Source organism: Paenibacillus sp. J31TS4 (assembly GCF_018403265.1).
Lineage (GTDB): Bacteria > Bacillota > Bacilli > Paenibacillales > NBRC-103111 > J31TS4.
The window spans coordinates 634,315-648,393 of the sequence record NZ_BOSI01000001.1; the positions used below are offsets into that span (position 1 = coordinate 634,315).

Below are 14,079 nucleotides of genomic sequence, written 5' to 3' on the forward strand. Positions count from 1 at the left end.
GGATAGCTTGCGTCGTATTTCAAAAATAAATTATATCACGCCGCATCCCGTTCAGGGAAGCCAATCGTGCAGAAACCGGCTGCACGGGGGAGTTCGCAGCCGTTTCGCTTAAGCAGTCCCGTTCTCTCCGAGCCGATAGACGGCTTCCACGGCCGCATAGCGGATTCTATCCTCGTGTCGGAGTAAATACTCCTCATACGGGACCATCCGGGTGCCGTTGAGATAGCTCCCGTTACGCGAGCCGAGATCCTTGACCAAATAGCTACCGTCCTCCGCGCTGCGCGAGAAGGACAGATGCAGCCGGGAAACGCCGGCTGTCTCGTCTACGTAATCGACCTGCCCGGCTTCCCGTCCGACCAGAAACTGCTCCCTGGTGAGCTCGACAGTCTCCTTCCCCTGATCCCTAGCGATTACGAGGACGGGGACGACGCGAGCGGGATGGGCGGCATTCCCGAGGAAGACGGTCGCGTCCGAAGCCAGCAGCGTCGTCCGCATGGCCAGTCCGCTGTAGTAAGCTCCTCCCGCATCCCGAAGCCCTGACGGGTGGCTCGGCCGCATGTTGTGGGAACGAGGTGGCGGGACAGAAGGCGCCGCCAGCTCCCTGCCCGGTAACGAAGCGCTCGCGTCGGAGCGCTCTCCTGGCACCGGCGCATCCTCTCTGTGCCGATAAGCCGCAGTCGGTCCATTGGATTCCCCTTGTTCAGACCCGCTGGCAGCCGCTATCGGCTCTCTTATTGCCGCTTGATGTTCAGCGGGTTCCGTCGGCTCCCATTTCCATACGGGCAGCGGTTCTTCGTCCAGTTCTGAAGGTTCCGTCTTCTGCTGACGAGTCCGTCTCGCATCCGCTCGTTTGGCCAGCAAATAACCGCCCGCCAGCGCCACAACGCTGATGCCCAGCGCTGCATTCAAAGCCGTATCCGAGCGGATCAGCAAATAAGGGGTCCAAGCTCCAATCACCAGCAGGACGGGCAGCAGCATAAGAAGACGCGGGTACGCGAGGGCGAGCCAAGAAGCTTTGTCCCCCTCGTCCTTCGTTTCGCGGGTGAGCCCTTCCCACTCCTCAAACCGGAACAGGTCCGACGGAGCGTCTGTTTCTGCCCTTTGCCTCTCTCCCAATCCCGCGTCTTCCGGGGCAAGGGCAGGCAAACCTAACCGTTCCTTCGGCGGTGCGGGATCTTCCACCTGGCCGAGACTCTGCCATAGCAGCTGCTTCCACTCCCCAAGGCTCGCGTCCGGATCGGCAAGTAGAGCTTCCAGCTCCCTCCGGGATTTCTCCGGCACTTCCGTCTTCTGCAGAAGAGAGCGGACCAGCTCCGCAAATTGCTCCAGTACGGCCGGTTTGTCCGGCAGCTCCAGCACCGGCACGTACATCAGAGCCGGCTCGAGCATATCTTTCTCCACAAAGATCCACCTCGCATCCAGGACGAAGCGTTCCTCCTGCAGCAAATAGACCCTGCTCTCTTCGACCGTAAAAAGGACTGCGTAAAGCATCCGACAAAGCTGATGATAGCCCGGTGTCGTTCGGGCAAGCGCATCCGCAAGACTCCGCTTTCCCGTCAGCCGGTAATGCAGCCGGACGATCGAATCCGCCTCCTCGATGTCCAGACTGAGCAGCCCGGGAACCCGATACGTATCGAGCATAATCGCTTCCGTCGCCGCTAGCTCCTCACGCCGGAGAGGCTTCTCTCTTGATAAGACGAGGTCGACGTCCCGCCTACGGATCAGCTCGGCTTGCAGCCCGTACAAGTGCTGGATACGCTCGCTCATAGCCATATTCCTCCTTCAACGAGCGTAACTGCAAACGCGGGAGCGACGGCGAGCATGAACGGAAACCGGGTCAAGTCGTTACCGGTAAAACGGAACGCCCGCCGATTCCCGAGGAACAACAAATCAAAAAAGCGAAATGCTGCCTCTTTTGCTTTGGTCAGCAGCACGCGTTTGGCCAAAAAGAACCCGATGCCGATGACGAAAGCGAACAGAAGCGAGTAAGCCATGCACGTCAGCACAAACGGCATGCCAGCTATCGCCCCCAATGCTGCGAACAGCTTCACATCCCCCGCTCCTACTGCCCGGAACGCATAGAGAAGAAGCATAATAACAAATCCGGCTGCAAGACCCGCAAAGGAGAACAGGAATCCCTCCCAGCCTCCTGGCAGGCTGTGGACCAATAGGCCGCCGGCCGTGCCGGCTACCGTGAACCGGTTGTATATTTTTGCGTTTTTCAAGTCTGTGATGAAGGAAGCCGCTATTAAGCCGCTTGCCATGGTCAGTTCCAGCATCGTATCCTCTCCCTTCTTTCCATGAACTCCCGGCCGTCTCGAAAGTGTCGTAGGACATGCGCGTCCAGCCGGATTTCTTGTTCATTCCCCGATCCATGCCCGTTCCATGGCCTGCTGCTTCAAGGTAACCGTCTTGCTCATAAACGGGACCGGAAGCAGGAATTCGTATTCCGCCTCAATCGCCAAGTAGGCGTTTTCGGGATGCTCGAGATCCGGCAGCTTGACGCGGACAAGCCGAAACCGATCTTTCTTGAGAATCCGCTCGTCAGCAAAACCGTAGACGACCGGACGAAACGCCTTTTGCAGCATAGGCTGAAGGATCTTATCTTCCAGTACGCTTCCTGCTGTAGTTTCGAGCGCTTCACGCTTTGCCGCTTCCCATTCCAGAAGAGTGACGGCTATGTCGGGCAGGTAAGCGGCGTACTCATCGGCCCAGTCCTCCGCCTGCTTCACCGCCTCACGGGCCTGGACCGCGCGAGTCCATGCTTCCTTCGCCCAAGCGCCTGCCTGGGTTCCGCCAGCCTGCGTTTTGGCTTCCTGATAGAGCACATCGACCGGATATAGATTCGCTGCCATTACTTTTACCGATTCGCCGACCGTGGTTTTCAGGTTCATCTCGACAGCAGATAGCTGGATGAGGCAATGAAGCGCGAGCAGGAAGACAATGACAAAGGGAAAGAGAATGCAGGCTTCCACGGTCAGGTAGCCTTCCCGGCCCGCCGCCAAACGTTTCACCGTTGCCGCTCTTCCTTTCAATAAGAGGTTACTTCCGTTTTGGTTATGTGCCATCGTCCCTGTCTAACCTGCCCTTCCTCGCCCGCCAGCCGAAACAAGCCGGGGAGAAACCATAACCGGATGGAAGCGGTCGCCGTGCTTTGCAAATAGGTCAACCGATCGGTCAGGGGCACCTCCGTATTCAGCTCAATCAGCGCCTGCATTCTTGCCGTCATGCCCGCCTCGCGCCCATGCAGGAGCATAAAGATCCGAAGCAGATCGGGATAGCTTACTGTAAGCTGGGGCAGCCGTAGAAACAATGCCGTTCGGTCTCCATCCAGAAGCGTCTTCATATTCGTCCACGCCTCGAGGGCCCCTTCCGCCGCGGCTGTCAGAAATGCCAGCATTGGGGAGCCGAGGCGGAGCGCTTGCTTGTCGGGCTCCATCATGTTCTCCACCGTGCGAACGGCCAAAAACAACAGATACATTTCCCCGTAAGCAGAGGTCAAGTTTGCCGTGCAGGACGTTTGGCCGTATAAGACATATTCAGCCTCCTGTCCGGCAAGCGGATGGGTTAGCGGAGCGGACAACGTCCGCGCGGCTGGTTTGCCGCCCTTCTCCTCTTCCACACGCATCGTCCGATAATTGAACTTGGTTAGGGCGTACTCCGCCGTATATGCCTTGTCGCGTAGTCCTAGCAAGAGTCCGGGTATCGCTTTTAGGATGGACACGGCTCCTTTCACACCCGTTTCCGCATCCTTCGGGGCAAGCGGATCTACATCAACACCCTCTATCGCTTCCTGGTCTGTCCTCAGCCCGGCATATTTGGCAGCGAGGCTTCCCTTCTGCCTCGTTGTACCAAGCGTTTCATAGAAAGGCCTGTCCCCTTCCCCGCATTCCCCCGTCACCTTTCGAACCTCGGAGAGAATCCTCTCCAGCTTGGCCTTCTGCTCGCTCTTCGCCTGCCTGACCTTTTGGGTACGCTCTCCCCGCTGATGTTCCTCGCTTTCCCGGGTTTGCCGGAACTCGGCAATCTGCCGGCCGTACGTCTGCACGCTGACCATCAATTCTTCGTAAGGCTCGCCAGAGAACCGGCTGGTCGCTTCCCAACGATCCTTCATCGCCTGCAGCATAGCGGCGACTTTGCCGGCGTCCGTTTTGTAGGATGAGAAAAACTCCATATCGTAAACCGGCACACTTTTCCAATAGTCGGCGCCAGCTTGATTCGATTGCTCCATCAGCTCTTGTCTTGCAGCGCGCAGCCTCTCGTTAGCGAGCCTTGCCTGCTCGATCCGTTCGGCAAGCCGGCTGTTGGCCTGCTGCAGGCTGTGCACGTCGCTTGCCCAGCCAGCTGATGCCTGAGTGACCAAGGCCACGTATGCGGCAATGTCTGTAAGCAGCTGCTCGAGCGATTGCTTACGCTCGAACAGCTCGTTCAAGCTTGCTTCCGCTTCTGCAATCGACTGTTCCACCGACTCGATGGCTTGAGTCAGCGATTCCTGCTGCTCCTCGTCGGCATTGTTCATCGAATTGTGCATGTTGCGGACAGATTCCTGCTGGGAAGCCACATTGTCCTGCAGAAGCCGAATCGCTCGGTCCAGCTCCTCCATCAGCTTCCGTACACTGTCGGCTGTATGGAAACCGATCCGTTCGGACAAGCTGTTCAGCTCCGACAAAAGGGACGAATAGCGGGCATGGAGCGAGGACGCAAGCTCCATGTAGGCCATAGCCTCGTCCCATGTTTCATCCAGTTCTTTATCCAACTTTTCCAGTAACGCTTCCAGCCTCTCGGCATTTTCGAAGTGGGCAGCCCCAGCGCCCAACTCTTCAGACATGCCTGTTTTCTGAAAGAGGCCGATAATGGACTCGGCATACGATAGCGGTGCTCTATATTTCATTTCCTCCAGCACCTGTCTCTGGAACACAATTGGGTTGCCGAGGCTGTACAGCGCTTGATTCGACCGGTCGTCAGGCTCGGCCCGAAGATCGAGATAGGAGAAGCCGCTGCCCGCTGGGCTCGCCAGCTGGTAAGCGAACACTTCGTTGAACCGTTCCTTCCGCAGCGCTTCGTCCCCTGCCAGCCCGAACAAACCATAAGGCTGCAGCTTGCGATCGTAAGAGGATAGGACGGAACGGCCTGCGGCCCGCACGGCATATTCGGTCTCCCGATCGGCAATCCGGATACGGGCATAGTCGATCAGCACAGCATGAAACAAGAACAGCGGGACGACAAGGAGCAGGATCGTCACCGACACCGATCCGTCCCTCTTCCAAATCCATTTCAATCGTCCGGCTCCTTTCTAGTTGTGAATGACAATAACAATCCCGTTTTTCTCCAGCTCTTTTTTGAGCGAGGCGGTAAGTCCCGTCTGGCCGTTCTTCTGGTGGCGAAAAAAATGCCAGACCACGCCTTTGACGACCCCTTTGCGCACAAGCTCCATATCCTTGGCGATCTGCTCTCTGGCATTCTTCTGATTGACCGTGTACTTCGCTTCGTGCGCTACGCCGTCGCTGTCCAACGAATCGATGATTCTCGCCTCTCCAACCGTCTCGGTCGGGAACGTAGTCTTTTTACCTCCGGTCAACTTCCGGATGTATTCGCTCGCTTCCTTTTCGGAGGCGATAACAAGCTGCTGCCGCGGCTCCTCCGACGCGACGGCTGCCTGTACCTGCTCCGATTTCCACTTCTCCGTCCAGCTGCCTACGAATGTACGGAGCAGGTCGGTAAGCCGGATTGTCTCCACCGGATCCGTAATCCAGGAGGTAGCCTTCGCCTCAAGAGAGGGAGCGGCGAAACGGCTCGTCAGCAGCGAAAGCCGCCTATTATCTGCAGCCGTATCCAGTTCCACGACGGGCAGCAGGAGGCGGTTATGGAACCGGAACGTTCCCGTAACGCCAGGAGGAAGCAGCGAGGCCCCTCTGCTCAGCTTGGCGGCCGCTCCGCTCGCGGTAGAGCCGGTCTGCTCCGGCAGCGTTATGGACGCTCCGCTGCCACCCATCCACCCCATGCCGCTCGTCCTGCCCCCGAGCAGCCGGTCGTACAGGCCGTCACGCGAGCCGACCCAAAATGCTCCTGTGACCGGGTCCTTGGCGGCGTTGCCCCAATGAGCTGCCGTTCGGTCTGCCGTCAGAACGGCCTGCTGATACAAGCCCATCTTGGCATACAGCAGCAGGCCGACCATTAGGAGAGCTGTCACGATCAGCAGGATCGCAGGGAACAGCAGGACGGCCTCCACCGATGCGCTTCCGCTGCGGCTTATAAGAAATCGCCGGATGGAAGCCGGCAGACGTCCCGTCATTTCGGGGGGCTAATCGAGTCTTCGTTCGATTTGATTTGCGAATCCACCTGCTTGTCCGCTTCGTTGAACAACCCGCCGACCCACTTCATGATCCATTTGCGGAAGGCGACCGCAATAATAACGAGTACCGCCAAAATCATCAGGACTTCCAGCGTGCCGAGTCCGTCCTCATCCTTCCAGAGACGAATCCAAAATCCTTGTTCCTTGTTCAATGTCATTCCTCCAATCGGCTTCTAGGAGCCGTTCATGATTAAAAAAGCGGGGGCAGCCACCACGAGCATCACGCCGAAAAAGATAAGCACCATCGGAAACACGAGCTTGGCCGACGCCTCCTCACCCAGCGTTTTGGCGAGCGACTTGCGCCTTTCCCAGACAGTGCGGGACAGCTCGCGGAGCGAGTGGACGAAGTCTTCTCCTCCTCTCCGGTAATTGAGCAGCATCGTGGTCGTGAACAGAGCGACCTCTGGCAATGCGCATCGTTTGCTGAAATCTTCCATCGCCTTGCTGAACGAGACGTTGTTGACAAGCTCGGCCGAAAGCACCCTCAGTTCTACGTACAGAGGCGAATCCGCTTCTCCGCTTCCCTGCCGAGCGCAGCGGATCAACGCTTGCTGCACCGTTTCCCCCGCGTTGACGAGCAGCGTCAGTTTGCTTAACAGCTCGGGCAGCTCTGTCAGCATGCGCCGCTTCCTTGCTTTGACTAGCCCCTCCAATCGCTTCAGCTCCAGAAAAGGCAGCAGAAGGGCGAGACCGGGACCCGCCGTCATGCAGGTCACCGCATCAAGCGAAACGAGAGAGAGAGAGATCCCCGCGAGCAGACCCAGCAGCAGCAGACTGACGAGCTGCTCCCCAAACTTGCGCGTCAGCTCGAGTGGCGAGCCACGGCCCGTCAGAGCCGTCATGTGGAGATGAACCTTCGGAAACAGACCGGAGGAGCTATCCATCCAGCCGGATGCTTGCAGCAGCTTTGCCGATAACGGACGTAAAAGTCGGAACACAAGGGATTTCCGTATGAGATTGGACATAGCTACACCTGAATCGTCATGATTCTATTTGAGAGATAAAGACAGGAGGAGAACAGCAGAAGCGCCAGCGTCATGACGACCCGTCCGATCCCTTCTTCGTAAAGCGGCAGCAGATAATCGGGAGAGCTCATCTTGAGCAGCGCCACGACCGCAAGCGGAGCCACGGCAAGAATGGTCGATTCGAATTTCTTCTGGGCCAGCAGAACGGATATTTCCTGCTGCATGTCGAGCTTTTCGCCGATCATATTCGATGTCCGGCGAATCACCTCGATCAGATTCCCGCCCGACCGTTTGCACGTCGAGAAGACTTGGGCAAAGTTCGAAATGTCCTCCGTCCCGGCTCTCCTCGCAAAATCGTCAAGTGCCCGCTCCAGCGTATCCCCATTGGCAAGCCGGCGATGGATCCGCCTGAATTCTACCAGGATAGGCGTGGCCGGATCCGGATAGATCGGCGCGAGGTCTTCCGCCACCGAGACGAATGCGTTCTCCACCGATTTTCCTGCCGTCAGCGAAGAGGATAAGGCGGAGAGCGCCTGCTTGAATTGAAGGGAAAGCTCCTCCCGCCGGCGCCTGACCATCCGGGCGGATCGTAAGCGCGGCGCCAGCAAACCAGTCAAAGAGAAACAGCAGGCGATTGCGAAGTGATCATAGAATAAGAGGCCGATCCAGAAAAGAATTGCCATGGCGCCTCCCGCTGCCAACACCCGTTCCTTGGCGCTCAGCCGATAGACGGAATAATCAGCAGGAGCTGCGGATAGGGGAGGAGATGACAAGGGTGGGGGCCGATCGTTATTTCCGTTCAGCAGCCGATTAAGCCGAAGCATGGACTGCCCCTCCCTCCGTTATGCGGATCCCCGCCCTCTCCAGCTTTTCGGTATGCACAAGCCGGTTCCCGGTCGGGACGAGTCCCGATCCCTGGTCGTCCGCCTCTTCCTTCCAGACATAGAGCGGATTCAGCACATAGTCCCCCTCCTTCATTCCCACAACCTCCGCAATCTCCACTACCTTGCGAGAGCGATCCTTCATCCGGCTCAGCTGAACGATCAATTCGAGCGCCGAGGCGATCTGCTTGCGGACAACGGGAAGCGGGAGCTCGGAGCCGCTCAGCGTCATCGTCTCCAGCCGGCTCAGCATGTCCGCCGTAGAGTTCGCGTGTCCCGTCGACAGACTGCCTTCGTGTCCGGTGTTCATTGCCTGCAGCATGTCCAGTGCTTCGGCTCCCCGTACCTCTCCAACCATGATGCGGTTCGGCCTCATTCGCAGTGAAGCGCGGATCAGCTCCCTCATCGTTATGCTTCCTTTGCCCTCTGTGTTCGCATTGCGCGTTTCCAGGCTGACGAGATTCGGAATGGTCGGGATACGGAGCTCCGCCGAGTCCTCGATTGTCACGATCCGCTCATCCTCCGGAATATACGCCGTCAATGCGTTCAGGAAGGTTGTTTTGCCGGAGCCGGTTCCTCCGCTGATGAACAAATTGTACTTTGCCCGGATTAGGCAGCCGAGCAGCGAGGCTGCTTCCTTCGGCAGCGTGCCTTTGGCGATCAGATCCTCCATCGAAAACGGGGTTTCGGGAAATTTGCGGATCGTCAAAGTAGGCCCCTTCAAAGCAACAGGCGGCAGCACGACATGGACTCGCGAGCCGTCGGGAAGCCGCGCGTCCACGATGGGAGAAAACTCATTCACGACCCGGTTCACTTTGGAGACGATGGCCTGGATGATGTCCTCCAGCTTGCTCTGACTCTCGAACGCTCCTTCGAATCTGCTGGTCTTCCCTTCCCTCTCGATGTAGATCTCGTCGTGACGGTTGACCATAATCTCGCTGATCGACGCGTCGTCCACGAGCGGCTGCAGCACATCCAGACCGCGGAACGAATGAAACAGCCACCGAACCGCACTTACCATTTGATTGGCCGTCAGCGGTTCAGGGTCGACGTCCTGCACCACGATGTCCTCGATCAAGGCCATCAGCTTCTCATCGGACAGAGTCTCGGTCTGCTCGAGCAGCAGCTCGATTCTCCCTCGCAGCCTATGCAGGCGTTCCGGCTCTCCCACTGGCCTTCCCTCCTTCCCTCTCCTCCTCCCGCTTGCCCATCCATCGAAGCAAGTGCTGCTGAAACACGGGTTCCCTCAGCAGTTGACCGGGCGAGGCGACCGACTTCCATTCCGGAATGTAGGGCAGGCTGCCCGCTAGGCTGATGCCAAACCCCGCTGGGTCGTTCACCATTTTGCCCGTGTACTTGTTCAGCAGATAATGAATGCGCGGGGCAGGACGATCCGCCGGCCCGTTCTCGAATAAAGACCTGTAGGCTGCCCTGGTTTTTCCGAGGCAAAGAGCGTCGTCCGTAACCAGCCACAGCAGCTCGCAGCCGCTTAACAGAACCGCCCGGATTCTATCGGAGAGGAAGGAATCGCAATCGACGATCACGTAATCGTACCCCTTGCTCTGCAGCAGCTTCAGAAAGGAGAGCGCGTCAACCCCCGTCATTTCCTCCAGTTCGCTCGGGTTACGCAGCGGAGCCAGCAGGTCAATTCTGCCTCCGGCATCCGATGCTTTTACCTTGTCCAACCTAGCGCTTGCCTGAGGAGAGCCGGCCTTGACGGAATAGAGCATCTGCTCGAAGCCCCGATTGTCCTCGGCCGGAAATAGCGACATCGCATGATGTGACTCGAGATTGAAATAAAAGACCCGCTTATTCTGAAGCGCCAGCATCCGGCACAAATTGGCGGCGGCGGTTGTCTTGCCGGCGCCGCCCGCTGCGGAATATACCGCGATCGTCCGGCAGGATCCCGGTGCCGGATCCGGGAGAGGGACGCTCCCCGTCTCGTCAAGCAGTCTGATGATTTCCTGGAAGAAGAGATGCAGCGGCTGGAATTTGCGAATCCGGCGACCCTTTCTTTCCGAACCGTCAGGTGCCGCTTCCTCCAAATATACGACTGCACAGCCTGGGTCAGTCTCGCCCAGCAGCCCAGGGTCCGCCAAGAGCAGCGCAGCGTCTCCACCGCTCGCTCTCCATGCCTCCAGCGATGAGAATACTTTGAGCGATGCGAGACTTCGGAATTCCGACGTTCGAAAGTAGGAGAGCAGCAGCTCGGTATAGAGCCGGTCTCCGTCCAAAATGCCGATCCCTCGTTTTTCCAATAAGTTCCTCTCCTTTCAACACATAAAAAACGCAAACGATTCGGCAGCTCTCACGCTGTCCGTCCGTTTGCGGTGCCTCCGCAAAGCGCATGCTATGTCGGCTAAAGCAGCCGGGTCAGGAACGCGGTCCGGCGGCCGGGGGGCTTTACGCCCGCAGGGGACGCCAGCCGCTTAAGCAGCGGCTGGAGCGTTTCCTGCAGAACAGAAGCGGCTTCCTTGTGATCCTGCACCAGCTTCTCCTCCCAGGCCGATTCCAGCAGCAGCTTCTCGGGCAGGAGAGGTACCCGGCAAAGCGGCGGGTCCGGGAAAGCCCGGAGCCATTCCTTCATCTGCCGGAACGGCGTGCATTTGTTGGCTACCCACACGATTTTTCCGGAATTGTCAGGAACTGACTCCAATGCGGCGATCGTTTCCATCGCCTCGTGGCTGCTCCACTTGTACGCCATCGGATCTCCGACGATCACGAGGTAATCGGCCGAGCGGCTTAGGCGAAGAAGGGATGATGCTCCCCAGTCGCAAGAGCAGTCGATAATGGTAACCGGTCCTTTCTTGTCGTAAAGCAGCCGGTAGTAATCTTCCTCTGTCCATTCCTCCGAACGGCCGCGGCCGCCATAGTCTGGAGGAAGCGGAAGCCATTCCGAGCGCCCATGCATCCAAGCGGATGTCTGTTCCGGCCTGTGAGGACCCGGCCGCTCGATATAGGAGGAGTATCCATAGGGCTGAGTCTGCTCCCCACCGAGCAGCGCGAACAACTCGGGCCGGTTGCCGGCATGCTCGATCAGCGTGCTCGCTTGTCCTAACCGGTCAAGCGAACGAGCCAGGGCCACCGCCACAAACGTCGAGCCGGCTCCGGGATACAGCGAGCCCACCAGCACGAGCCTCGCTCCGTCGGACGTCGAGCTCTCTCCTCTTGGTCCGTTACGCTGCCCGAGGGGCTTCAAGCCGGCAAGCAGCCGATTCAGCTCACGACCGAGCTCTTCGGCCGACTGCAGCCGGTCTTCCGGCCTCTCCATCAGCAGCTTGGCGATCAGGCTTCGCCAACCTTCCGCCTGCCCGGAAGCGAGAAACGAGCCAGGAGCCGGACGTGACGGATACAGGACGCCTCCACTCAACAGAGAATAGAGCACCGCCCCGAGCGAATACAGATCCGTGCGCGGATCGGTCTGTGTCCTGGTGAACTGCTCGGGTGCCGCGTAACCCAGCGTTCCGAGCTGAATCGTGTCCACCGTTCCCCCCTGCCGGTAATTGCGCGCAATGCCAAAATCGATCAGCCGCACGTTGTCCTGCTCGTCGATCATGACGTTGCTTGGTTTCAAATCCCGGTAGATGATCGGCTTGGGACGATGCTCGTGCAGGTAACGGAACAGCTCGCACAGCTGCAAGGCATACTTGCCGACCCTCTCTGGTCCAAGCGGACCCTCTTCCTCGTGCAGCTTCTGCAGCGTCTTCCCTTTGATGAAGTCCATGATCAAGTAGGCGACTCCCTCTTCTGTCGGAGGCACATAATCGACGAGCTTGGGCAGGAACGGATGATCCAGGCCAATCAGCACCTCCGCCTCCTCGCGGAAGGACAACCCATTCTCGTATTCGGTCAGAGACTGCTTGACGGCCCACTGCTTGCCTACAAGCCGCATGTCTTCCGCCAGATAGACCCGGCTCATGCCGCCTTGCCCGATGAGATGGCGAATCCGGTAACGGCCGGCCAGCTGATCGCCCGACCGCAAATGCGGGACGCTTGGCATGGGAGCATTCCTCCTTTAAAAACACGCACAAAAAAACACCACCTTCTCCCGGAATACAGTTCCGGAGAAAAGGCGGTGCTTCCGCACTTGTTCTCGATATAGGGCTACTCTAATGGATCGGCTGTTAAAAGTCAACCCTTTATTTGGAAATCCCAGCTGTGCCGCGCACTTGGATCCAGGGGCGACCGTTTTCCCATTCCAAACGAACGGGGACCTGGAACGCTTGGAGCAAGTTTTCCTCGGTTAGTACTGCCGTTTTGGGACCTGCAGCAACAAGCTTCCCGTTCTCCAGCAGAGCGGCGTGAGTAAAGATCGGCATGATCTCTTCGATATGGTGGGTGACATAGACAACCGTCACACCCGTCTCTTTGAGATTGTTAATATCATTAAGCAGTTTTTCTCTCTCGAACAGATCGAGGCCCGAGCACGGCTCGTCCATAATGAGAATGGCAGGATCCAGCATCAACGCTCTGGCCAGCAAAATCTTTTTGCGTTCCCCTTGGGACAGCGTACCTAACAGCTGATCCTTCACGTGGGTGAGTCCGACGCGCGCGAGCATCGCTTCCGCTTTCGCAATCGTCTCATCGGGAATGTCCTGGTAGAAGCGCAAATACCCGTACTCCCCCGTCGCCACTACTTCCCACACCGGATCCCGGGGCGTCAGCTTGTCGTACAGAGAGGAGCTTATGTAACCGATGCTCTTGCGTGCTTCGCGGATGTCGACGGTACCGTAACGCTTGCCAAGCACTTCCACCGTTCCGCTCGACGGGAACTGATACCCGTTCAGCAGCTCAAGGATCGTCGTTTTGCCTGAGCCGTTGCGGCCCAGAATGACCCAATGCTCGCCTTCGTTCACCGTCAACTGGATGTCGGTCAGTATATCCCGCTGCTCGCGCCGAAAGTAGATATCCTTCAGACGTATCATCTCGTCACCAACTTTTCCGATAGAATAAGATATGCGCAGATGCCTCTATTCTATCTTGCCGATGGCCGATTGACCAGACTCTGGAACCAAACAGCTCGGCAGGGAACGCTACGCGTCAAGCAGGCTCCGGATAAGGCCCAGCTCCTCCCGGTGGGTATGATCGGGTCCCGCTGCCGTTTCGAGCACGACCGGCAGCCCGCTCACCGCTTCAGATCGAAGCAGGTTCAGCAGATTTACTTCTCCGATATACCCGGTGCCGAAATTCGCATGCCGGTCCTTGTGCTCGCCGTACGGATAGACGGAATCGTTCAGATGTACGGCATGCAGATGCTCCATATACCCAAGCTCCGTCCCCTTCTGGGCAAATGCTCCCCAATCGTTGCCCTTCCATATACCGCTGGCGAAAGCATGACAAGTATCCAGGCAGAACCCGATTCGATCGGGGCGGGCCGAAAGCTCCCGGATACGGACCATCTCTTCCATCGTCGTGCCCATAGGCGATCCCGCTCCTGCCTGATTCTCGAGAAGGAGCAGACACTCCCCCTCCCAGCCGTCCAATACGTCGTTCAACGTTTCGATGATATGGACGTAGCCCTGGAGCGGATCCTTCGTTTTTGCCTTGCCGAAATGGACGATAATGCCGACCGAGCCGCAAGCTTCCCCGATCGCCAAGTCATTCCGCAGCGAAGCGACGGTTGCTTCCCGCAAGTCGCCGGCCGGAATCGCCAAATTCGTAGGATAAGGAGTGTGGGCGATCGAGAGCAGGCCGTGCTCCCTGCTAATGCTCCTGCACAGCTCCGCATCGGTCCGGTCGAAGCGTTTGACGGACAGGCTTCGGGGATTTTTCGGAAAATATTGAAAGGCCCCCGCCCCGATCGACAGAGCGGTCCTTGCCGCTCCGCTGTATCCCTTTCTCGTGCTGACATGACTCCCGAGCCGCATGCTCTCCCTCCTCT

Annotated in this window: 13 protein-coding genes; all 13 read right to left on the minus strand. The window is 58.1% G+C overall.

What is annotated here, in order from left to right:
• Positions 1-108: 108 nt before the first annotated feature.
• The 13 genes from KJS47_RS02805 to KJS47_RS02865 all read right to left on the minus strand — a co-directional run bounded on the left by KJS47_RS02805 (position 109) and on the right by KJS47_RS02865 (position 14,065).
• Positions 109-1,767, minus strand: coding sequence for a DUF6382 domain-containing protein (locus KJS47_RS02805; RefSeq protein WP_213522584.1), 1,659 nt, complete (start codon positions 1,765-1,767; stop codon positions 109-111).
• The gene (locus KJS47_RS02810; RefSeq protein ID WP_213522586.1) at positions 1,764-2,279 is read right to left on the minus strand and encodes an A24 family peptidase; all 516 of its coding nucleotides are present in this window, start codon (positions 2,277-2,279) and stop codon (positions 1,764-1,766) included. The genes KJS47_RS02805 and KJS47_RS02810 overlap by 4 nt, the downstream gene beginning before the upstream one ends.
• A gap of 81 nt (positions 2,280-2,360) precedes the next feature.
• Complete coding sequence (locus KJS47_RS02815) at positions 2,361-3,014, minus strand: hypothetical protein (protein WP_213522588.1); 654 nt, start codon at positions 3,012-3,014, stop codon at positions 2,361-2,363.
• A 17-nt stretch (positions 3,015-3,031) separates the two neighbouring features.
• A complete protein-coding gene (locus tag KJS47_RS02820) occupies positions 3,032-5,278 on the minus strand; it encodes a hypothetical protein (RefSeq protein ID WP_213522590.1) in 2,247 nt (748 codons plus the stop codon).
• A gap of 15 nt (positions 5,279-5,293) precedes the next feature.
• Positions 5,294-6,229 carry a hypothetical protein gene (locus tag KJS47_RS02825; protein ID WP_213522592.1) on the minus strand — a complete coding sequence of 312 codons (936 nt, stop codon included), beginning with the start codon at positions 6,227-6,229 and terminating at the stop codon, positions 5,294-5,296.
• Between the two features lie 59 nt (positions 6,230-6,288).
• The gene (locus tag KJS47_RS02830; protein ID WP_374706961.1) at positions 6,289-6,504 is read right to left on the minus strand and encodes a Flp1 family type IVb pilin; all 216 of its coding nucleotides are present in this window, start codon (positions 6,502-6,504) and stop codon (positions 6,289-6,291) included.
• Positions 6,505-6,525: 21 nt separating this feature from the next.
• Positions 6,526-7,194 (minus strand): type II secretion system F family protein, encoded by a 669-nt coding sequence (locus KJS47_RS02835; protein WP_249716067.1) that lies wholly within the window; start codon positions 7,192-7,194, stop codon positions 6,526-6,528.
• 125 nt (positions 7,195-7,319) lie between these two features.
• Positions 7,320-8,141 carry a type II secretion system F family protein gene (locus KJS47_RS02840; protein WP_213522598.1) on the minus strand — a complete coding sequence of 274 codons (822 nt, stop codon included), beginning with the start codon at positions 8,139-8,141 and terminating at the stop codon, positions 7,320-7,322.
• A complete protein-coding gene (locus tag KJS47_RS02845; protein WP_249716068.1) occupies positions 8,128-9,369 on the minus strand; it encodes a TadA family conjugal transfer-associated ATPase in 1,242 nt (413 codons plus the stop codon). Before KJS47_RS02845 ends, KJS47_RS02840 begins: the two co-directional genes overlap by 14 nt.
• Positions 9,344-10,456, minus strand: a complete 1,113-nt coding sequence (locus KJS47_RS02850; protein WP_213522599.1) for a CpaE/TadZ family protein — start codon at positions 10,454-10,456, stop codon at positions 9,344-9,346. The genes KJS47_RS02845 and KJS47_RS02850 overlap by 26 nt, the downstream gene beginning before the upstream one ends.
• A gap of 101 nt (positions 10,457-10,557) precedes the next feature.
• Complete coding sequence (locus tag KJS47_RS02855) at positions 10,558-12,198, minus strand: serine/threonine protein kinase (protein ID WP_213522600.1); 1,641 nt, start codon at positions 12,196-12,198, stop codon at positions 10,558-10,560.
• A gap of 139 nt (positions 12,199-12,337) precedes the next feature.
• Positions 12,338-13,123 carry an ABC transporter ATP-binding protein gene (locus tag KJS47_RS02860; RefSeq protein WP_213522601.1) on the minus strand — a complete coding sequence of 262 codons (786 nt, stop codon included), beginning with the start codon at positions 13,121-13,123 and terminating at the stop codon, positions 12,338-12,340.
• A gap of 108 nt (positions 13,124-13,231) precedes the next feature.
• Positions 13,232-14,065 carry a deoxyribonuclease IV gene (locus tag KJS47_RS02865; RefSeq protein ID WP_213522602.1) on the minus strand — a complete coding sequence of 278 codons (834 nt, stop codon included), beginning with the start codon at positions 14,063-14,065 and terminating at the stop codon, positions 13,232-13,234.
• Positions 14,066-14,079: the final 14 nt, after the last annotated feature.